Here is a 19,569-nt window from a genome sequence, read left to right as displayed (position 1 = left end):
CATGTTCACCTCAGTTGCCGACCGCTCTGTGATCGTCACCGGCGGAAGCAAGGGCATCGGGCGCGGCATAGCCCAGGTGTTCGCCGACGCAGGAGCAAAGGTGCTCATCACCGGGCGCGACGAAGCATCCCTGCGCGCCGCCGCCGAAGGCCTGGGCGCACGGGCGTCGTACGTCGTCACTGACGTCACCGACCGGGACCAGTGCGAGCAATTGGCCGCAGTCGCGGTTGAACGCCACGGCGGGATCGACGTGCTCTGCGCGAACGCCGGGATCTTCCCGTCGGCGCGACTGGACGTGATGACGCCCGACGATCTCGAGCTGGTGATGGCCACCAACTTCAAGGGAACTGTCTATGCGGTGCAGGCCTGCCTGCCGGCACTGACCACCAGTGGCAGCGGCCGCATCGTCGTCACCTCGTCAATCACCGGACCGCACACAGGGTTCCCGGGCTGGTCGCACTACGGCGCCAGCAAGGCCGCCCAACTCGGCTTTGTGCGCACCGCCGCGATGGAGCTTGCACCGAAGAAGATCACCATCAATGCGGTGCTCCCCGGCAACATCGCCACCGAAGGGCTCGACGGTCTGGGCCAGGAGTATCTCGACTCGATGGCCGCGACCGTTCCACAGAACCGCCTTGGAAATGTGGCCGACATTGGGCACGCGGCTCTCTTCTTCGCCACTGAAGAAGCCGGCTACATCACGGGGCAGAGTCTGATCGTCGACGGAGGTCAGGTGCTGCCCGAGTCGCTGATGGCGCTGCAGGAGATGTGAAGTCGGATAGGTTTCCAGTCACCCCCCCCCCCGCAGCACACTGACACCCGAAGGGAAACCTATGGCAACGGAGCACGCCGTCGCAGAGCAACTGCGCCGGCGCATGCTGACTGACATCGGTTCCGGCACGCTGCCCCCGGGTGCCCGGCTGGGCAGCGAACGCGAGCTGGCTGAGCACTACGGGGTGAGCCGCGGAACGTTGCGTCAGGTGCTGTCGCAGCTCGAAGAGGCTGGCCTGGTTCGACGGGTCGCTGGCCGCACCGGCGGCACCTTCATTACTCACGGCAAGGTGGAGCACGACCTCACCAAGGTCGTAGGAGTCCCCGCCTACCTCGCCCGACAGGGTTACGCCGCCGGCACCCGTGTGGTCTCCACCCGCATGGGAGTTGCCGACACCATGACCCAACGTGCCCTGCAACTTCCGGCTGGCAGCCTGGTGCTCGATGTACGCCGCCTGCGCCTTGCCGATGGAAAGCCCTTCTCGCTAGACCACGCGCGCATGCCCGCCGAACGGTTCCCGGGCCTGCTCGAGATGTCGCTCGGCGGCTCGATATACGAGCTCTTGGAGTCCGAGTTCGATGTCGTTCCTGCCGATGCCGAGGAGATCATCGAGGTCGTGAACGCTACCGAAGAGGAAGCAGCGCTCCTCTCTGTCACCGCCGGCGACGCGCTGCTCGGCATCACGCGCACGACCTACGACAAGGACGGCGTGCCGATCGAGTTCTCCCACGACCTGTTCCGTTCGGACCGCACTCAGATCATGATGCGTACGCCAGGGCGCGGCCTGCGTGGGGTGCCGTCCGACCAGGCGCACTTTGCGCGCATCTCGTCGCTGCCCGAGTCGAGTTAGGTTCCTTCGAGCACCTGCGGGGTGCCCCGAAGGACTGCCCGGCAAGGTGACTCGCTCACACTGCCACCGCTTCACGCAGGACCCGGTCGCGGAACTCTCCGCGCAGCGAATCGGCAGCCACGACGTCAACCTCGACGCGAAGCAAATCGCGCAGGGCGATGTCGCCGACGACGCGACCGTTCATCACCACATACAGGGTGTGCTCGTCGGACACCTGGCTGGCCGAGTTCACTGGTCGTACTCCCTCAGGTGCTCGTCGAGGTCGAACACTTCCGCGGCCTCCGGCTTCGCCCCGGTCGCGGCCAGCGACGGCCGCGTGAGGACGACGGCAACGTCGAGTGCCGCAATCACACGCATGACCATGTTGAGCGGAGCGGAAACCTTCTCCCCCATCTCGAAGGAGTTGAGCCACTGGCGGCCCACGTTGGCGAGTTCGGCCAACGCAGCCTGCGTCAGACCGTCAGCCAGTCGCTCTTCGCGTAGCGCGGGGCCGATGTCGTCAGGTCGAGTCACCTCAATCATTGTCGCCATACGACGACACTAGCACTTGTCGCCATATGACGACACGGGTTTGCAGTGCTGAGCCTGCGAGCCGGCTCTGTTCGCGAGGGCGCCCCCGATAGTGTCCGGGGGTGGCCAGTTCTCGCCGATCCAGCGCCCGTCGGCGCAGTGCGTCCCCGCGGCGGAGCGGCGCGCGACAATCACATCGACGGGCACAGCGACCACTGCCGACAGCCGGGCCGGGCGAGCGACTGTGGGTGCTCGACGTCCCCTATGGCACACAGGTCGACGACGCCACTTGGCACACGAGCGTCAAGACCCACCTGTACGTCGGCCGGGCTGTCCCCGAGCACCTCGCGCCCTACGTTCCGGGCCCCTACACGCTCGGTCGGTTCATCGAGAACACCCTCAACCCCGACGACCCGACGCCCAACCCCGAGGCGACCGAGGCACTCGAACCCCGGATGATCCAATACGAAGCGGCCGATGCGATCGCGGCGCGTGCCGCAGCAGGCGGACGTCAGTTCCTGCTGGCCGACGAGCCCGGCGTGGGCAAGACAATCTCCGCGGTCCTCGGAGCAAGCGCGGTGAGTGATCTCCGCGGCGCGCGACGCGTGCTCGTCATCGCCGACCGACCTGCCGCGATCACGATCGGTCACTGGTGCCGCACGATCATGGCGCTGGGTCACGGCGATCTCGAGTGGGTCGTGATCACGTGGGACCGCCTCGACAAGGTCAAGGACCACACGTGGGAGGTGATCATTGCCGATGAGGCCCACGCCCTGCGTCGTACGACGACAAAACGGTGGAAGCTGTGGGCACGGATCTCGGGACACGGAAAGCCGCACGACAAGGCGCCGTTCGTCATCGCCACCACAGCAACGCCCGGACACACGCCCCTCGAACTGCCCTACCTCGCCCCGGCCTACGCCCAGGTGCTCGGTGAGCCGATGCAGGACTGGACCTCGGCGACACAACCCGGGGCCGCCTTCGCGACCGCACTCGAGCGCCACGGCCTCGGCGTGGAACCGGGACGTCATGGCGCGACCTGGACCACCGATCCGGTACGACGCGCGACGGATCTCGAGCTGGTGCGCGGTTGGCTGGCCGATCAGGACCCTCCCGCGATGCTGCACCGCGCTGCGCCGTGGGGACCCGTGCCGATCTCTGGCATGCCGGTGACTCTCACGCCCGAGGAGCGGACGGCGTACGAGGCCGAGTGGGGAGAGTTCTGCCAGGAGATGGACATCGCAAGGCGCGGGCGCAACGTCGCCCGGGGCAGGGCGGCGTTGTTGCGGTTCCGACAGAAGGCCGGGCTGATCCGCGTCGACTCGACGGTCGCCTGGATCGCCCAGCAGGTCCAGGCCGAGCGACAGGTGGCGTGCTCGGTCGAGTTCGTCACCACGGCTGCGGACCCGATCGCCGACCGGCTGCGCGACTCCGGTCTCGAGGTGGCCACGATCTATGGCCGTGACCGGTTCGACCCCGAGGCCGAACGGCTCAGGTTCCAGACAGGGCAGGCGAAGGTCTGCGTTTTCACCACGGTCGCCTCGATCAGCCTGCACGCCGGCGAGACCCTCGCCGATGGGCACCAGGCGAGCACCGAACCGCGGGTCGGCGTCTTCCACCAGGCCCGCTTCTCCGGCATCGCCGCACGACAGGTGACCGGCCGCACCCACCGCGACCACCAGGTCTCGCCATGGCACATCGCCTATGCCGAGGGCACCGTCGAGGAGCAGGTCGGAAGGGTGATGGTGGAGCGCATCGCCGCAGCCTCCGACACGGTGGGAAGCGACACCACCGGCCTCACGGACCTCGCCCAGCTCCTCGGCGCCGACTGGCTGTCGCCCGCGGCCCTGACCGAGGACGGCGCCTCCTGAACATCACCGGGGTCCGGGCTGCGCGCTGGGGAGCACTGGCACTCCTGGTGCGACCGGCCTACATCGCGACCGAGTTCGTCGTTGCGACGGCGACGACCGGCGGCTACAGCTTCGTCTCCGATTCGGTCAGTCGACTCGGTGAGATCGGTTGCTCCTCGGCATACTGCTCGCCGCGGCACGAGCTCATGAACGGCTCGTTCATCGGCTTCGGTGCCTTGCTGGCCGTCGGTGCCGTGCTGCTCTCGCGGCACGTGGGGCCGTGGGTCACGGGATTGCTGGTGGTCTCCGGTCTGAGCTCAGTTGCCACGGGCCTCGCGCCTCTCGACCAGGACGCCACCCTGCATGCGATCGCGGCGACACCCTTGTTCGCCGCGCAGCCGATCGCGCTGATCGTTCTCGGCGCGCGGTTGCGGAATGACCACCCACGTCTAGCGGGGGCGCTCCTCGGCGCGGGGGTCCTGACCAGCATCGCGGCCGTGTCGTTCGTGCTTTCCGGTGACGGCCCCGCATCGGGTGCCCTCGAACGTCTTGCCCTGTGGCCGGTGCTGGTCGGGCTGGCCGGGTTCGCGTGGACGCGGGTCCGTCCCGATGGGGGCTCCCCGACGGTGCGACCTTCCGCCACGAGTGGACCCTGCGTCCACGCCCGTGCCCCGGACTGAGCACGTCGCCACCGTCCACCCCTGTTCTGGCGAGCACGACGTTGGCGCGCCAGGGCTCCGTCAACGCCGACGGAACGCCCGCACGGTGAGCCAGACGCCGAGGCCGAACACGAGCAGCCCGGCGCAGACAGCGACGGGAGTGACCCAAGGCTGTTGCGGCGTGCTCTCCCCGGCAAGCAAGGGGGCAGCGCCGACAAGGACGGCGAAGATGGCGACGGCCAGTGCCGTCGCATAGCCAATGGCTGCGCTGACCACCACACCGATGATCAGGATCAGGGCGCGGATCCAGGTCGGCCGTGGGGCCTCTGCGCGGTTCGTGTTCTGCGGGAGCTCCATGTGGACTGCATCCTCGGGTGGAGGGCTGGTGGCGTTGTCCCCATCCTCGCCCGTCAGGCGGCGGCTCGCATGAGCCGTCGTACTCAACTCGATGTCCGTGCCCCGGCATTCCCCGTCAGGGGACGACAGCGACCCCGGGCTTGCCTGCGTCGGCGTAGGACCGCACGATCGAGATGGTGAGCGGGAAGTCGATGCCGAGGGTGCGGAACAGCAGGCCGGAGGCGGTTGCGGCAGCCTCGGTCGCCTGCGCTGCGACCTCGTCGGCAAGCGCGATCGGGGTGTGCACGACGACCTCGTCGTGGAGGAAGAAGACCAGGTGCGGGCGGGTCATGAATGGCCCCTCGTCGCCCATGCTCCAGAGCCGGTTGCGCAGGTCCGCGATCCAGCACAACGCCCACTCGGCGCCGGTGCCCTGCACCACGAAGTTGCGGGTGAAGCGGCCGAAAGTACGGCGGTGACGGGACTGCACCTCTGGGTCGAGCGGCGGCCCATTCGGGTCCCGGTCCCATGACTCCCCCAGTGTCGGGGACCCGCGTCCCAGGAGCGTGCGCACGGCCTCGCCTCGCTCACCGGCTCGTGCCGCTTCCTCGACCAGACCGAAAGCGGCGGGGTAGCGCCGGGTGAGGCCGGCGACCATGCGACCGCTCTCGCCGCTGGTGGCGCCGTACATCGCACCGAGCAGTCCGAGCTTGGCGTCGTTGCGGGTGGCAACAGCGCCGTCATCGACCATCCCCTGGTAGAGGTCGGCGCCCCTTGCCGACTTGGCCAGAACGCGGTCACCACTCATGCCGGCCAGCACCCGGGGCTCCAGCTGTGCCACGTCGGCGACCACGAAGGTCCAGCCCTCGTCGGCCACCACGGCGTGCCGGATCTGAGCAGGGAAGGACAGTGCTCCCCCGCCGTTGGAGGACCACCGGCCCGTGGCGGATCCCGCCGGCTGGTAGGACGGCCTGAACCTGCCCTCACTCACCCACTCATCGCTCCAGGCCCAGCCGTTGGTCTGGAACAGATGCGCGAGCTGCTTGAAGCGCAGCAGTGGTTCGACGACCGGATGATCGAGTTGACGCAGTGTCGAGGCCCGGGTGTCGGGGACCTCGAGATCGGCCCGCCGCAGTGCGGCCAGCAGCTCGGAATGTGAGTCAGGGTTGAGTCCCGGAACGTTCAGCAGACGTCGTACGTCGTCGGCCAGTGCCTCGAGCCCCTGTGGACGGACGCCCATCGGCGGCCTCGGACCGAGCAGCTCGGTGAGCATGCGCTGGTGGAGGTCGGTTCGCCACGGCACACCGGCATACGTCATCTCCGCGGCGACCAACGCACCGGCCGACTCCGCCGCGAGCAGCAGACCCAGCTGGGCGGGCTCGGTGGATGACGCGACAGCTGCGAGTTGACGGGCGTCCTCCAGGTCGGCCCGCAGGTGCTCGGCGTCGCCGTCGAACGAGAAGAGTGTCGGCTCGGACGCCACGCTGGGACCGAGCCGGTCCCAGTGCGTCGACTGCGGCCCGACCAGCAGGGCGACGTCGATCGCGGGCGCACGCCGGAGCAGGTGGTGGCCAAGCCTCAGGTCGTGGCAGCGCTCGACCCGCACTCCAGCGGCCAGCAGCGGCGGGAGCCACCGGGCAGTGTCGTCCCACACCCAGCGGGGTCGGTCGGCCTCACGCTCGCGCACGTACGCCGTCAGGTCGGCCGCCGCGATCACTCGCTCATCTGCGCCCTCGAGCACGAGCACCCGCTCGTCGGGCTGGCGCGAGAGCGAGATGCGGGTCATGGGCACACTTTCGCACTCCGCGACCGGCGCCCGCAGAGAAGCCCGGGCGCAAGTGCCCGAGAGCGGCACTGACTATCATTGACGCGATGATCACCCGCCGCGACGCCGCCCAACGCTTGGGTATCCCCTTGGAGATGGCCACCCGGCACGGGCTACCCGCGATGCTCACTGAAGGCCAGTTGGGCGAGATCGAGGACAGCCCGCCACCGTGGCTGGCTCAGTCCCGCGCCAACCGGACCGGCAAGCGGCCGGTGTGGGTCGATCTGGTGTGCGATGTCTGCGGGTTTGCCGAGAAGGCCAGGCCGAAGAAGTGGTGGCCAACGTTCACCTTCGTCAGTTGCGACTCCCACCAGCCCTACGATCTGCCGCGTCAACTCCCCGGCGAACAGCGTGAGGAAATCGTGGGCATCGGCAGCCGGTTCGTCGGCTGGGTCGACACCCCACTGGACTGAGCCAGCCGTCGGTCGTAGCGCTGGGGACTCGGGAACCTGCAATCCCCTCGGCTGGCAACGCCGCCCAGCTCACTGGATCTGCAAGCGCGTCCGCAGGTGAGGTCACCGTTAGAGACATGCGCGTCCTTCCACCCAGAAGGACGCGCCTCCGAGGCACCAACTGCGTCGATGTTCGTGAGGTCGAGGAGGTCCGGGCAACAACCCAGCTGTAGTTCGTTAGACGCGGCCTTGGTTGGCACCCACCGAAGGACCGGTCGCCACGTCACCGCCGCGGTAAGGAGGGGCGAGACGCGCGCACGCTTGACCCACCTAACCGGCTCATGCCTCGGGCGTGGGCACAGCCGACATCTCCCCAACGAGGGTGATGCCCAGCTTATCCGCACACTTCTTGACGTAGTCGAGCCCGGCCTGATTCAGGAAGCGAGCGCCGTCCTTGTTCTCGATTGACCGCACGCTGGTGGGGCGCGAGTTCCACCCGTTCACGACACGCCCGTCGACGTAGCCCGCGCGTTTGGCGAGCACAGGGATCTCCTCGCGGGTGGCGCCGCGGTTCTCCTCGGCGTTGATCCGGGCGATGGCGCCGAGGTAAGTGACCGATGTCATCCAGCCCTCGGCCTCGGTGCCGCCGTTCGGAACCGGGGTGAAGGGCGGGTCGTCGTGCAGAGGGTCGTACTCGATCGGCCCGCCGTTGTCGGGCGCGACGCCTGCGACCGTTTTGGCGGCGCCGCCTTCGGTGCCGTTCAGCACGGCCAGAATCGCCTCAGCGCCGGCGCGCAAAGCCTTCGCGATGAGGTCGCTGCTGCCGTAGTTGGAGTTAGTCATGCTGTCCTCCTGTAGATTCACCAGCACCTTGTGTGCATGTACTGAGTACAGCACGTGAATACCTACTGTGCAAGTCCAGATCGGTACTGATTTCAGTACTGATGAAGTGGCGACATCGCGGTCCTGTCAGTGTCCGGCTGAGACCCTGACCAGGGTGGACGTGGACTGGCTCTATATCCCGGCCTGTGGCAGGCCGCGCCTGCAGCAGCGCGTCCCTATCGACGGCCCCCGAGGGTCGGAAGCCGGATCGAACCTCAGGTCCGATCGTGCGGCCCTCTCAGGAGCGGTCGCGTAGAGGCAGCCGGGTCAGCCTGCCGCTGTTACCTACCAGGACACCGGCCGGTGGTCACCAGGCGGTCCTTGTCCGCCAACTCGTCTTCGGGTTCGAGGAGGGCATTCAGTGTCTCGCATGCCGGTCCTGCGTCACTCCACCGCGGACGACGTGGCGATTGCGCGCCAACCATTGACGGCCGCCACTTGCCGCTACTTTCGCTGAGCGCGATCTCATGCCGAACTCAAGCTCTGGAGGTACTCGGTCATCAGTCTGTTTCCGCGGAACCAACCTGCCGCGATGTTGCTCCAAGCGTCGGTAGCGATACTCCCGTCAAGGCGGAATACCTTGCGATAGCGGGAGGCCGATTCGCGCCCGGTGACGAACTCTTTTCTGCACCGAAGGGCGTACTGTTCGGACGTATACGCGCGGACGGCCCCGTCGCAGTGAATGAACGTGCCGCGCTCGATGTCACGGATGGCGTGCAGGTAGCGCAAGATTCTGTAGCCACCTTGGTTCGAGCCAGAGTCGTCGGACAGTTCCTCGATCTGTACGACTTTTCGGCCCTCCTTATCCATCGCCCAGTGCACGTACAGGCGCGGATACTCATGCATTAGCCCCGATCGCGGGTCGGCATGAACCGTGGTGCCGACCTTGTATGGATCGTCGAGCACGCTGGGCGACAGCGGTGGCCCAAACCAGTAGTCGTGCTCGAAGTACGGGGTGAACGCAGACTTCGCCATGATGTTCTGCTCATTCAATGCAAGTCTCAGTTCTGCCGCCGCGCCATCGCTCGCCTCCAGCAGGGTCTGGGTCAGGGTGTCGTTGACGTGGCCGCCGAAGTTGCGGCGCAGGAATCGGTGGTACGGGATCGCTGAGCCGCGGTGGAACAGGACTTGTGGAGTCACTTCGCGCCCCGAAATTCGAAGCAGGCCGTCGTCATCTGTGTCGTCTAGGAGTTCTGGATGCGCTGCGTATAGCCGAGCTGTCGGATCCTTCGCGGCGAAGACTGCTTCGTCGAACGCGTAGTACTCCATGAAGGTCGCTGCCTCCAGCAAAGTGGCGATGAAGTGTTCTTCTTTGGGGTCAGTAAGGTGCCACGGGAGAATTCCTCGTACCTCGGCCGCTTCGGCCGGGTTCTCAACAAACCGCTGGTCGAGCAGCTTCGCGCAGGCGTCGTACGCGGCTGCCAGCTCTGGTGCTCGGGTCGCCACATGTTCGCTGGGCGGCAGGGTCAGAGGAGGAGCGATGTGGTCGCGCATGGCGATGACTAGGTCATCTAGCAAAGCACCGAGGATGCTACGCACCCATTGCTCGACGGGCGTGCACTCGGTCGTTTCGTCGCTGGCGCCTTGAGGCTCCACTTCGCTGGCGGGCTCGGCGCCCATGTCTCCACCATCCTCTGGCTTTGCCGCGCCCGTCAGGTCCATGAGTTGTTCCTCCACCTTGGGTTGTGACACTCGGGACCAACCGTCAATCTGCCGCGAGGAAGTCAGTCACCTCAAGGACGTCGGGTCGGCCGACCAATATGGGTGGGTCGCGCCAGACAAGCTGACCACTGGAAATCCTCATGATCGAGATCATCCAGGGAGCCGCAGAGTCCGCAGGCTCAAAGATCGCAGTAGTTACCCAGTCGTACTCGTCATCGTTCTCGAGGTATCCAACCTCGCTCGTGAAGACGCCGCGACGGTTGTTGTATTGGAGACGCTGCACTCGTCGGTCCGTGCAGGCAAAGCCTGCGGTCCGGCGCAACCCCTGCCAAGCATCCTCCGCCATGACCGAGTCAGCGGCACCCGGGACGAAGAACGCCCGCGGGGTCGCACTCGCGGGCGGGAACTTAACCTCAGCCATACCTCCATGATCGCATCGCGCTTCCGTAGTCGCGCGTCATTCCACCGCGAGTTCGCGTTGTTTGGTGACCTCAGTCAGGCAGAAGCACCCCGCCATCTTCGAAGAAGCCGTCCTGACCAGCACCCGGGTCGTGGCGGAGCTGTCCGAGCGGATCACGAAGCCATCGCTTCCCATCTGAGTCCCGGAAGTTCACCTTGGCGTGCAGTGCCGCCGGCTCCCAGCCATCGCCCAAAGACCCGTCATAGTCGATCACCTTCTTGCGCGATTCTCCCGGGGGAACCGGGCCGATGGATGCCCGGAACAGGTCGCCGCTCACGGGCGAACGAAAGTCCACAAACACGTCGTACACCGCCGCATCAGAAGAGTTGCTCACGAACACCGCCGGTAGCCGTGGCCTGGCGAAAGTGGCGACCTCATCAGAATGCCAATCCGACCACGACGTGATCTGTCGGGCCTGCTCGCGGTCCTTGTCCTGCCGCAGCGCGCGGCGGTCGAGCTGCCCCTGGCGCAGCAAAAACAGAGACACGCCCGTTGCCAAAACAGCGGTAATTGATGAGATAAGAGCAGAGAGATCGTCCACGACCGAAAGTGTGCACTGAACCACCGACAATGCCGCGCGCCGTCAATAGTGTGAAGGTCTTGCCGCCGCCTGCGGACGCGCTGAGTCCGGTGCCGGACTAGCGTCGCGAGTTCAGGTGCTCGGTGCGTTGGCGGTGGGCGGGCTGGGCCAAGCCAGCCGCGGCACGGAGTGTTCCATGTCCGAGTCGACCGTCTTCCCGTTCCAGCCCACCACGATGACCACAGCGCAGTAGGCTGCGGTCTCCTACCTCGCTCGCTACTCGGGACGCACGCACAAGCTGTACGCCTACCAGCTCGGACGCTGGTTCACTTGGGGCGAGGACCACGGATTGGATCCCCTCCTCGGAATCCAGCGGGCACACGTCGAGCTGTACATCCATCAGCTCGGCGACACCGGTCTGATGGACTCCTCGATCGTGACAATGATGCACGGGGTCCGCGGATTCTTCCGGTTCGCACACATCGACGGGCTGATTGCGGCCGACCCAGCGGTCTACGCGCGCCTTCCCAAGGTCCAGCACGACGAGTCCCGCACCCAAGGGCTCGACCGCCTCGAACTGATCCGCTTCCTCCAGGTCGCCCAGACCCTGACTGTCCACCACGGGGCGCTGGCGTTTCTCCTCGGCATCAACACCCTGCGCGCATCCGAGGCCGTCGCAGTACGCATCGAGGATTACGCCGAGATCCTGCGCGGGCACCGGGTACTGCACCTGGTCAGCAAAGGGAACAAGCCCGCCACCATGCCATTCACCGTCCCTGTCCTCCGCGTCGTGGAGGCATGGCGAGGTCAGCGAACAAGTGGGCCACTCGTCCTGCGACCCACCACAGGTCGTCCGATCGACCGCCGTGACGCCTATCGCATGGTTGCCAGGATCACAAGGGTTGCCGGCATCCCGCGACACATCAGCCCGCACTCACTGCGCCACGCCGCCATCACCAACGCTCTCGATGCCGGAGTCCCGCTACGCGACGCCCAGATCCTGGCCCCGCCACGCGGACCCCCGCACAACCGAGCACTATGACCGTGCTCGCGGCAACCTCGACCGTCACGGCGTCCATTTCCTCACTGCCTACGTCGCGGGAGCCTGAACGTCATGCGTCCTTTGCGCCCAGAATGACGCACACGTTGCCACCCCGGGGTTGGGCGACCCTTCCAGAGCAAAGCCGTGAGGCAACACCCGACGATGCATTGTGCCTGCTCCGGGGCACCGGCGACTACTTCTTTCGACTTTCCGTGTAGCGGGCCTTGACGTCGTCCACGTAGTCATCTGTCAGGCCCGCGAGATGCGTAGCTGCGTCGTTCGACCACATAGGAGCTGGCGCGTTGCTGTGCTTCCACGAGTACTTCGGGTTCTCCCTCAACTTTTCGTCCCAACACAGGGCCGTGTGATCGTAAGTCGTAAGATCGCGCCCGCTCCTCCGCTTGTTCACGAGTTTGAGCAGATCCTTCAAGCTGTACGGGTGAGTGGTGTTTGGGTCAGTCTTCTTCACGACCACCGTCTCCGCGCCTTTCGGGTCGACGGCAACCACTAGGTCGGCAGCCTTCATGTTGCGTACCGATTGCAGGTTGATGTCGTACACGGTCGCAACGCGAGCCATGTCACCGCCTGCGGCCTCAGCCGTACTCATGTAGGCACGCAGTTCGTCGATAAAATCATGGAGCTCTGCGGACGAGCCGGCCGTATTAGTTTTGCGCATAAACTTCACACTGTCTGCCGGAGCAGTTGCACCCAAAGGCAAAAGTTGCCAGGTGATGGAATCTGCGAAATCTTTATCAAACTGGGCGAGCATGAAGTCCCGGTAATTGAGTACATTCTGTTGCATAAACCGGTAAATCACTGCGCTCAAGCCCGGGTTGTTGTAGAGGTGGGTCGCCCGGTTCCGGTACTCCGACAGAGCCTTGATGTTGGCGACCAGCGCAGGGCCAGCGACTGTCTTTGGCCAAAGCCCTTTCGCATTCACCCGCCCTAAGGCATCGTCGAGCGTGAGTGACCGATACGTCTCGCCTCGCTCCTTGCGGTAGAAGACGGAGAAACCTTTCTTACGAAGCGCAGCCTTCAGCGCCAGCTCCCAGGCGTTGACCACCAGCATGACGGTGACTTCGTCACGGTATGTCATCTGAGGCTTGTTGTAGACCTCGATTGCCGACAGCATCGCTGCGAAGGAATTCTCGATCAGCTTCGGGTGAGACACATACGGCGCGGCCAATAGATGATCCTTAGAGAAGTAAGGCTCCGCGCAAGATTCAAGCGCACGTTTAACGGTATCGAAGATGAGCCTGGTCCGAGGCGGAATCAGGCTACCCGTGATGATGCGTGACTGCCTCGGGGGTGAGAACCTTGATGCGGCGACTCGGTCGTGCTCCCCCATCAGCTTGGCAGCACAGCATGCCGCGCCCAACCCCTGGACTCCACTCGCAGTTGTTGCACAGCCGGCAGGCGGGTCCGGAATGCGTCATACCACCGCTTGCGGACCACGAGCAGTTGTGGGTCGAACCACAGCACGCAGGCACTGCGTCTCACGAGGGTAGTTGGCGCCGACGGTGGCCATGTCCGCTGTAGCCCTCTGAGGGCTTGCTGGTTAGGCATGCGTCATGCGGGAGGACGAAGCAGGACCGTGGGGCGCGTGCCCGGAATGCAATCTGAAAATGGGCGAGCCCTGGCCCCATCATTCTCTCAACTGCTACGTCACCCCATGTGGCCACATGGTCGTCAGGGCCACTGAGCCGGTCCCTTACCCGTACTTCTGGCGCAGGTACCGGTCGTAGTCGCTCCCAGGCGGAGCTGCGGCTGTGCTTGAGAAAATCGGGCCGTGCGGGCGACTCCGATCTCAGAAGAACGACACCGTGTGGGACGACGCTTTCGCGACGCCAGCTTCGGACCACTCGAACGAGATCGTCACATGCGAAGCCGTCCCCCACGACAAGATGACCGGGACCGAAATCTCCCCACCGTGCCGTGGAAGAGTAAACGGGCCGGGATCGGTCAGAATCATCGGCGCCTCGGAGTCGGGGTCATCTCCAGTCGGCGTGAGCTCGAACGAGATGTCCTCCGCGTCAGTGTCTCCAGTGTTCCGAAGGTTCAGTTGATATGAGGTTCCCGCCTTCACCGCACGAGCCTGGAGCGCGGCGCCTTCTCTGACGGGGTTTCGCGTGTCGATCGGTGCACCCAGCTTGAGCGCCACGATGTCAGCCTCGATCGCTCGCCTCACCTGGTCCTTCAACGACCCAGGGGTGTCGAACGACCCGTATAGACCTAGCTTCTCGATCTCGTTCTTGAATGCTTCGAGCGTCGCGAGCGCCTGCGGGTTAACGTGTGCACGGTCGATCGGCATCGACGAGAAGTAGACGTGGACCCGCTTGCCGGCGTCCTTCGCCTCATGGAGTTCCTCCGCAGTCCCTGACGCGTACCGTGGCGTCTCTTGGCCGAGCTTCGAATGGAAGATCCCGATGACAACGTCGGCCTCGTCGACCAACTGCCGATTGATGACAGTCTGGCCGTCTTCGCCGGTCAGTTCTGGAACCGCGTTGGTCTCCCACCTGCGCGGCAACAGCACCACGGACGAGGCGGCCGACCTGTCGCCGTTCCACCCATGAAGCGCGTGTTCGACGGCGTCGCGCAGCTCGGCGGTGTCGGACGGTGAAGCGATCAGGACACGGAGCACGTTCGCGGAGAAGGTCACAGTCCCTGACGGTATCCGGTGCGATGGCCCCTGTGCCGTAGTCCTGCGAATGTGCGTCATAACACCGCGAGCTGGGCCGCCGCGATGCGCTGCATACGAACCCGGCCCGGCAGTGCGACCCGGCCAACTAGTTGGCACTCGTTCAGTCGCGGATTCGATGAGTCGTCTGACCGGCCCTTTGGTCTGTCAGACGACGTTCGTCACGGACCCGATGGGTGGTCTCGCCTGTCCGCTCGTCGGTGACGCGGCCATCTGGGCGTAGCCGGTGGGTTGTCTCGCCGGTCTGCTCGTCCGTGATGCGGCCGTCGTCACGGATTCGGTGGGTCGTCTCCCCGGTCATCTCGTTTGTCAATCGTCTGCTCATGTGGTCATGGTGCCCGTTATGACCGACAGACGACTCGACTTCAGTTGCTTATGGGCCCCAGCGGCACAGCTGATTGTTTCAGACAAGCCGATCAGGGCCAGCGAATGTACGTCAGTCCGCCATGATTGCGCGCACACATCCGCCGTTGGCCGTAGCTGCTTGATGCGGGTTAGACCGTCTCTCGCGGCCGCTACGAGGTCTCTGTACTCGGTTGCAGGATGGGTCTCCCGCGCAGCTCCGCTGCGGCTAACGAGCCTCGCGTAGCAACCGGAGTTCCCGCGCCAGAGTTCTTCCGCTGTCAGTCGACGTCAGGTTGGAGTATGTGCGATGCAGGAGCGACCGGTTGGGGTGGTCCGGCAAGTCAATCTGGAGCAGAGCGGCTGTCAGCCACATGGTCACCGCTCCCTCTGGGGCCGCTCCCGGGCTGATTGGGTAGTCGCGGATCAGAGTCATGACGCCTTTGCCGTAGATGCGCCCCAGCCGTCGTCGGACCAGACCCCGCCGCCATCTGGGGAGAGGCTCGGCTGCCTGAGTCACGCGGATGGCGTCTGCCAGGTCGTCCAGCGCCATCGCGCCACCTAGATCGCGGGGGGCTTTCGCGCGACCGGCCCCGAAGATGTACCGGGACAGCGTGTGCTGGAGCGGCTGAACCGTTTCGCGAAGCGTCTCACGGGCGTTCTCGCGGCGCTTGGCTCGTTCCTGTCGGATAGTGACTGAGGAGACCGCTGCCAGGGAAACAAGCGCGCTCACTGTCGCACTAATGCCAGCCGTAGCGAGTGCGGTGGACACGTCCATGGGTCCGAACTCTAATCGTCTTTGGAGCCGGGGTGTGGTGCATCGAGGCAGTGTCAGGTCCGTCTGCCCCATGCCACCGCGAGGGCAGACGCAGTCGCACTCGACGTGCGTCTTTCCACCGCCTGTGCCTCTGGAGCCCAACCGTGCTCGGCCCGAGTACTTTGGAGAGGTGCAACTTGTCGAGACGGGCGGTCTCACGATCGCCTACCAACGCGACGGCGAGGGACCGCCCTTGGTGTTCGTCCACGGCGCGGCCGAGGACAGCCGCATCTGGGCACCGCAGTTCGCGGACCTGACCGACGAGTTCACCGTCCTCGCCTGGGATGAACCGGGCGCTGGCAGTTCTTCGGACCTTCCCGACGACTTCGACCTGGCGGACATCGCGGATGGACTCGCCGCATGGCTCGAGACCCTCGATCTCGGGCCAGCGCACATCGCAGGCATTTCCTGGGGTGGCACGGTGCTGCTCGAGTTCTACCGCCGTCATCCTGAGCACGTCGCGACCCTGATCCTGATCGGCACCTACGCCGGGTGGAAGGGGTCACTGCCCGCAGATGAGGTAAAGGCGCGGGCTACGAGCACGCGGAAATGCTCTCCGTCCAGGGCGAGGTCTTCGACCTCACCCTTCCCGGGGTCTTCGCCAACGACCCGCCGGAAGAGTTCTTACCCCTGCTCGCGGCCATCGCTGCCGACGTCCGGCCGGACACCCTTCGCAGCGCGTTGTCGATCATGGCCCAGACCGATCTCAGCGACCTGCTACCTCAGATCGCCGTCCCCACCCTGCTGATCTGGGGACGGCAGGACGTTCGCTCGCCCCTGAGCGTCGCGCACCAGTTCCACGAGGCGATCCCGAACTCGACGCTCGTCGTGATCAACGACGCAGGGCACCTGAGCCATCTGGAACGGCCCGAGCAGGTGAACCGGGCCGTGCGCGAGTTCTGTCATACCCATCCGCCGTCGCGTTCGGGCTAGGCGAACGTCGCCAAGGACTGCGTCACTTCGCCGCTTGTCCGCTACGCGAGGCGGTAGCGACCTCCGCCCACACGGACGAGGTCGGCGTAGGTGACGTGGTGATTGTCTGGCGCATCTGCGCTCAGGTGGCGACTTCAGTGCGCACCATCGGTACGAATCCCAAAATGCATTCCACGTGCCGGGTGGAGCACTTCGCGGGCTCAACGTTGTCGGACCGTGCGACTAAGGCAGACTCCCTATGTGGCCGACATACACGAACGCATCTATGACGAATTGACCTCCCAGATCACGACCTTGGAGGGCGGCACTCCGCTCCGTCATCCCAATGGAAGCGCTTGGAGCACTGCAGAGGTCGAAGAGGCCTTGGAGTCTCTTTGTGCGGATCGTGAATTGCTCAAGACCCACTGGCGCATCACACCCGGTGTAGCCGGCCTCGCTACGGATAATCCGCCGCAGACCGCGTCGTGCGGAAATCTTCAGCCGTGCCCTCATGTCCTTGGCCTGGCGGACAAGTACGGCGTTCCCGTGGCCGACTGACTCACCAGAGCCCGCGCTCCCCGGTCGCGGGCTGCTGTGCCTGTCCTGCGCGCCGTCCACGCTCGACTGCGGTTGGCTACGTCATTCCACCGCGAGCATTCGTGCTGCAGTCCCAAGCAGTCCTCCGCCCGCCTTAGAAGTTCGGCGTGCCGAACTTCCAGGTCGGGCCAGCGATCTCGCTTGCGCGGATGAGATGAGGCTGCAGATCGGCGATCAGATCGGCGGCGGAGTCGCTGAGCACCTTGCTGGACCGCTGCCGAGGCGCCACCCTGGCGACTTTGGCGATGCCGAACGCCGTTGACGAATTGATTGCCTGGTCCAACGCCTCAAACTCCCGTCCGAGCACTCCAGCGGCCGCGAACGCTATGCACTCCGATTGGAGATTCCGGATTTCCTCGGTGAGCTCGACGGCTCTCTGCGCCCTGCTCCTCGGGGGGTGTATCGCGGCCGCGGTAGTCCAATCCACGGGCCCGTCGGGAAGCGCTCGCAGTGACTCGATATGCCCCTCCGACTCCTCCTTGCGGTAGCCCTCAAACATGACGTCGATCAGCGCAAACACGAGCTGGCCCAGCCTGCCGATGCGGTTGGCTGCGAGACGCTCAACGGGAAGCATCTGACGTCGCCGCTCCAGAACGGCACTCAGGTCGACTAAGCCCGCAGATAGACATGTCGCGCCGAGACCGATCCAAACAGATCTCCATGTCACGTCGGTCGTAGCGAAGATCAGACTCACGGCAATGACGCCGGCGAAAACCAGAGTCAGCGCCGGGACTAGCCTCGGTGACACCCGGAGACGCTGCGGGACCGAAATGTGCACGCTGAAGTATCGCCTAAGACGCAGGTTGCCAACCGAGTGGCTGCCTTACCAAGCGCCTACGCCTCAGCAACGGCGGCCACTGGACGTGCGTCTATCCCCCGCCTGTCGGCGCGGGACGGCATCCGGATCGCCCGAAGAGCGGATTGCTCACCCGCTGCATCGAACAATCTTTTGCGGCCTCCTATTCTCTGCTCATGTCTGAACACGAGTACTCGGCGCGACGGCTACAGATCGCTCCCGTCGTTCGGTCTCAAGGCCTGCTGAGGCGACGCCCGGATGATGTGCGTCGCGCTACTGGGGCTCATCGGTGAGCGCATCCAACGGCACGGCGTTCCACTTCAAGGTGCCGCCATCTGCCTCCGAGTGCAGCCACAAGCCCTCCGGCAGGTAGCGCTCAAACGACCCGTCCATCGAGCACACGAATGATCCGAACTCATCGGTGAGAAGCAGCTGAAAGCCCGCGCCCTTGCCCTTTGTCAGGAACATGTCCGAGTTCGGACCGGAAGACCCCGACGCAGCACTCCAAGCGTCCCGCCGCTCAGCGTCCTTGCTCCACCAATTCACTTTGTTCATCAGCACGTCGTACGCCGCCTCCGTCATCCGGCGAACGTGCTGCAGAACATCGGAGTCCAGCGTGAATGTCGTCCCGCGATTCGCGTGAACCGCGGGGTTCCGGGCGTCAACCCACTCCTGAACTTCGGCGTCGGCGAACCCGTGCTTCGAGCCTGCAAGGAACTCCTTCAGTTTCGGAGTCAACTCAGTGTGACCGAGTTTGAACGCGCGCTCGAAGAACCGCCAAAACTGCGTAAACTGACCCACCGGGCCCGAGGTGTTGAATGCCTCGCTCAACAACACCACCCCGTCCAAACGGTCTTGCAACAGGGCAACATCCTTCTCTTCGTCCAGGATCCCCTTTGCACCATGCCCAACCATCGGCGCGGGCGGCCGCGAATGGTCCACATCTGTCCCATCGAGCGCCTCGAGCATCGACAGGTCACTCGGCACAAACCCCAGACACGGAATGGTCGACACCGTCCGATGCACAACACCGCGATCCAACCCGACCAACCGAGTCACAATCTCGAGCGCGAACTCCGCCTTCTCGCGCAACTCATGCGGGAGGATGACCGTCTTTCCGGCGACTGGACCCGCCTCCAGGTCGACGTGCGCCACCGCCAACATCCCGAGCAGTTTGTCATTCTTTTGGACCGGCCCAAGGACATCGACGGTCACATCGCCCAGCGTCAGGCTGAGGTTGAACGACTCTGGTGGCTCGCCGACGACAAGCAATGCACCGCGCACCAGCGTCCACTGAATCGGGTCAGCACTCGTCACACCGTGACCCTAAACGCCCCGACGTCGGGATCTACAGTCGGCTCGGGCGCGAGTTTGGTAAACCGCGAGCTACGACGATGCCACCGGGTGCTGGATGTTCGACATGCCGCTATCGAGGCAGCGGGCATTGCCTAGATCCACGGACACGGCCCCGCGTTACACGCCCCACAGTCGGTGACATCGACGCAAGACGTGCCACTCGCAGATCTCCCCTCGCCGATCAACACAATGTGTAGTGGCTGGCGAACCTGCCGGCATTCGCGCGAGTAGCGGGACATGGGCAAGCCCTGTTTCAGTGGTCCTGCCCAACGCGCGACAGAGTTCCCTCTG

The 19,569-nt window shown here is 65.1% G+C and carries 21 protein-coding genes and 1 pseudogene; 10 read left to right on the top strand and 12 right to left on the bottom strand.

Going from position 1 to position 19,569, the window contains the following annotated elements; genetic code table 11:
- Nucleotide 1 precedes the first annotated feature (1 nt).
- Entirely contained in the window at nt 2–772 is a 771-nt protein-coding gene (gene fabG / locus BJ980_RS00225) for a 3-oxoacyl-ACP reductase FabG (protein WP_179500440.1), read from the top strand.
- A gap of 61 nt (nt 773–833) precedes the next feature.
- Entirely contained in the window at nt 834–1,622 is a 789-nt protein-coding gene (locus BJ980_RS00220) for a GntR family transcriptional regulator (RefSeq protein WP_179500439.1), read from the top strand.
- A gap of 55 nt (nt 1,623–1,677) precedes the next feature.
- Here the strand turns inward: BJ980_RS00220 and BJ980_RS00215 are convergent, their stop codons facing one another.
- A complete protein-coding gene (locus BJ980_RS00215; protein ID WP_218855359.1) occupies nt 1,678–1,836 on the bottom strand; it encodes a hypothetical protein in 159 nt (52 codons plus the stop codon).
- 14 nt (nt 1,837–1,850) lie between these two features.
- Complete coding sequence (locus BJ980_RS00210) at nt 1,851–2,135, bottom strand: helix-turn-helix domain-containing protein (RefSeq protein ID WP_179500438.1); 285 nt, start codon at nt 2,133–2,135, stop codon at nt 1,851–1,853.
- A gap of 245 nt (nt 2,136–2,380) precedes the next feature.
- Here BJ980_RS00210 and BJ980_RS19370 point away from each other — a divergent pair, with 245 nt between their 5' ends.
- On the top strand, nt 2,381–4,003 hold the full coding sequence (locus tag BJ980_RS19370) for a DEAD/DEAH box helicase (protein WP_343047607.1): 1,623 nt from the start codon (nt 2,381–2,383) through the stop codon (nt 4,001–4,003).
- A gap of 47 nt (nt 4,004–4,050) precedes the next feature.
- Entirely contained in the window at nt 4,051–4,662 is a 612-nt protein-coding gene (locus BJ980_RS00200) for a DUF998 domain-containing protein (RefSeq protein ID WP_179500436.1), read from the top strand.
- A gap of 60 nt (nt 4,663–4,722) precedes the next feature.
- On the opposite strand, the gene BJ980_RS00195 is transcribed toward BJ980_RS00200, so the two are convergent.
- Both BJ980_RS00195 and BJ980_RS00190 read right to left on the bottom strand, forming a co-directional pair.
- The gene (locus BJ980_RS00195; RefSeq protein ID WP_179500435.1) at nt 4,723–4,998 is read right to left on the bottom strand and encodes a hypothetical protein; all 276 of its coding nucleotides are present in this window, start codon (nt 4,996–4,998) and stop codon (nt 4,723–4,725) included.
- Between the two features lie 115 nt (nt 4,999–5,113).
- Nucleotides 5,114–6,763, bottom strand: coding sequence for a bifunctional 3'-5' exonuclease/DNA polymerase (locus tag BJ980_RS00190; RefSeq protein ID WP_179500434.1), 1,650 nt, complete (start codon nt 6,761–6,763; stop codon nt 5,114–5,116).
- An 86-nt stretch (nt 6,764–6,849) separates the two neighbouring features.
- On the opposite strand from BJ980_RS00190, the gene BJ980_RS00185 reads away from it, so the two are divergent.
- Nucleotides 6,850–7,215 carry a hypothetical protein gene (locus BJ980_RS00185; protein ID WP_179500433.1) on the top strand — a complete coding sequence of 122 codons (366 nt, stop codon included), beginning with the start codon at nt 6,850–6,852 and terminating at the stop codon, nt 7,213–7,215.
- A gap of 318 nt (nt 7,216–7,533) precedes the next feature.
- Here BJ980_RS00185 and BJ980_RS00180 read toward each other — a convergent pair whose 3' ends face one another.
- The 4 genes from BJ980_RS00180 to BJ980_RS00165 all read right to left on the bottom strand — a co-directional run bounded on the left by BJ980_RS00180 (nt 7,534) and on the right by BJ980_RS00165 (nt 10,739).
- Nucleotides 7,534–8,037 (bottom strand): hypothetical protein, encoded by a 504-nt coding sequence (locus BJ980_RS00180; protein ID WP_179500432.1) that lies wholly within the window; start codon nt 8,035–8,037, stop codon nt 7,534–7,536.
- Between the two features lie 504 nt (nt 8,038–8,541).
- The gene (locus tag BJ980_RS00175; protein ID WP_179500431.1) at nt 8,542–9,738 is read right to left on the bottom strand and encodes a hypothetical protein; all 1,197 of its coding nucleotides are present in this window, start codon (nt 9,736–9,738) and stop codon (nt 8,542–8,544) included.
- A 43-nt stretch (nt 9,739–9,781) separates the two neighbouring features.
- Complete coding sequence (locus tag BJ980_RS00170) at nt 9,782–10,159, bottom strand: hypothetical protein (RefSeq protein WP_179500430.1); 378 nt, start codon at nt 10,157–10,159, stop codon at nt 9,782–9,784.
- Nucleotides 10,160–10,229: 70 nt separating this feature from the next.
- The gene (locus BJ980_RS00165; protein WP_179500429.1) at nt 10,230–10,739 is read right to left on the bottom strand and encodes a hypothetical protein; all 510 of its coding nucleotides are present in this window, start codon (nt 10,737–10,739) and stop codon (nt 10,230–10,232) included.
- A gap of 265 nt (nt 10,740–11,004) precedes the next feature.
- On the opposite strand from BJ980_RS00165, the pseudogene BJ980_RS19155 reads away from it, so the two are divergent.
- Together BJ980_RS19155 and BJ980_RS00160 are read left to right on the top strand one after the other, a co-directional pair.
- Nucleotides 11,005–11,184: pseudogene (locus BJ980_RS19155) on the top strand (hypothetical protein); the annotation flags it as partial.
- Nucleotides 11,161–11,760, top strand: a complete 600-nt coding sequence (locus tag BJ980_RS00160) for a tyrosine-type recombinase/integrase (protein WP_343047891.1) — start codon at nt 11,161–11,163, stop codon at nt 11,758–11,760. The pseudogene BJ980_RS19155 and the gene BJ980_RS00160, both read left to right, overlap by 24 nt.
- Nucleotides 11,761–11,953: 193 nt before the next feature.
- Here BJ980_RS00160 and BJ980_RS00155 read toward each other — a convergent pair whose 3' ends face one another.
- Nucleotides 11,954–12,946, bottom strand: coding sequence for a DUF3644 domain-containing protein (locus BJ980_RS00155; RefSeq protein ID WP_179500427.1), 993 nt, complete (start codon nt 12,944–12,946; stop codon nt 11,954–11,956).
- 621 nt (nt 12,947–13,567) lie between these two features.
- Entirely contained in the window at nt 13,568–14,419 is an 852-nt protein-coding gene (locus BJ980_RS00150) for a DUF4062 domain-containing protein (protein WP_179500426.1), read from the bottom strand.
- A 1,124-nt stretch (nt 14,420–15,543) separates the two neighbouring features.
- Between BJ980_RS00150 and BJ980_RS19540 the strand changes: the two genes are divergently transcribed.
- From BJ980_RS19540 to BJ980_RS00140, 3 genes are all read left to right on the top strand, one after another.
- Complete coding sequence (locus tag BJ980_RS19540; protein ID WP_425490348.1) at nt 15,544–16,365, top strand: alpha/beta fold hydrolase; 822 nt, start codon at nt 15,544–15,546, stop codon at nt 16,363–16,365.
- Complete coding sequence (locus tag BJ980_RS19535; RefSeq protein ID WP_425490261.1) at nt 16,308–16,550, top strand: alpha/beta fold hydrolase; 243 nt, start codon at nt 16,308–16,310, stop codon at nt 16,548–16,550. The genes BJ980_RS19540 and BJ980_RS19535 overlap by 58 nt, the downstream gene beginning before the upstream one ends.
- Before the next feature lie 240 nt (nt 16,551–16,790).
- Nucleotides 16,791–17,087, top strand: a complete 297-nt coding sequence (locus BJ980_RS00140; RefSeq protein ID WP_179500425.1) for a hypothetical protein — start codon at nt 16,791–16,793, stop codon at nt 17,085–17,087.
- Between the two features lie 133 nt (nt 17,088–17,220).
- On the opposite strand, the gene BJ980_RS00135 is transcribed toward BJ980_RS00140, so the two are convergent.
- Both BJ980_RS00135 and BJ980_RS00130 read right to left on the bottom strand, forming a co-directional pair.
- Nucleotides 17,221–17,820 carry a hypothetical protein gene (locus BJ980_RS00135; RefSeq protein ID WP_179500424.1) on the bottom strand — a complete coding sequence of 200 codons (600 nt, stop codon included), beginning with the start codon at nt 17,818–17,820 and terminating at the stop codon, nt 17,221–17,223.
- 375 nt (nt 17,821–18,195) lie between these two features.
- Nucleotides 18,196–19,239: a hypothetical protein gene (locus BJ980_RS00130; RefSeq protein ID WP_179500423.1), complete on the bottom strand. Its 1,044-nt coding sequence runs from the start codon at nt 19,237–19,239 to the stop codon at nt 18,196–18,198.
- Nucleotides 19,240–19,569 lie beyond the last annotated feature (330 nt).

Origin of the sequence: Nocardioides daedukensis, assembly GCF_013408415.1 — a bacterium.
GTDB classification, from domain to species: Bacteria; Actinomycetota; Actinomycetes; order Propionibacteriales; family Nocardioidaceae; genus Nocardioides; species Nocardioides daedukensis.
This window is presented reverse-complemented; position numbering and strand designations above follow the sequence as displayed.

Coding starts and splice junctions, on each gene's coding strand:
- fabG (WP_179500440.1), top strand. CDS start 2: ATGTTCACCTCAGTTGCCGACCGCTCTGTGATCGTCACCGGCGGAAGC.
- BJ980_RS00220 (WP_179500439.1), top strand. CDS start 834: ATGGCAACGGAGCACGCCGTCGCAGAGCAACTGCGCCGGCGCATGCTG.
- BJ980_RS00195 (WP_179500435.1), bottom strand. CDS start 4,998: ATGGAGCTCCCGCAGAACACGAACCGCGCAGAGGCCCCACGGCCGACC.
- BJ980_RS00190 (WP_179500434.1), bottom strand. CDS start 6,763: ATGACCCGCATCTCGCTCTCGCGCCAGCCCGACGAGCGGGTGCTCGTG.
- BJ980_RS00185 (WP_179500433.1), top strand. CDS start 6,850: ATGATCACCCGCCGCGACGCCGCCCAACGCTTGGGTATCCCCTTGGAG.
- BJ980_RS00180 (WP_179500432.1), bottom strand. CDS start 8,037: ATGACTAACTCCAACTACGGCAGCAGCGACCTCATCGCGAAGGCTTTG.
- BJ980_RS00175 (WP_179500431.1), bottom strand. CDS start 9,738: ATGGACCTGACGGGCGCGGCAAAGCCAGAGGATGGTGGAGACATGGGC.
- BJ980_RS00170 (WP_179500430.1), bottom strand. CDS start 10,159: ATGGCTGAGGTTAAGTTCCCGCCCGCGAGTGCGACCCCGCGGGCGTTC.
- BJ980_RS00160 (WP_343047891.1), top strand. CDS start 11,161: ATGATGCACGGGGTCCGCGGATTCTTCCGGTTCGCACACATCGACGGG.
- BJ980_RS19540 (WP_425490348.1), top strand. CDS start 15,544: ATGCCAGCCGTAGCGAGTGCGGTGGACACGTCCATGGGTCCGAACTCT.
- BJ980_RS19535 (WP_425490261.1), top strand. CDS start 16,308: ATGGCCCAGACCGATCTCAGCGACCTGCTACCTCAGATCGCCGTCCCC.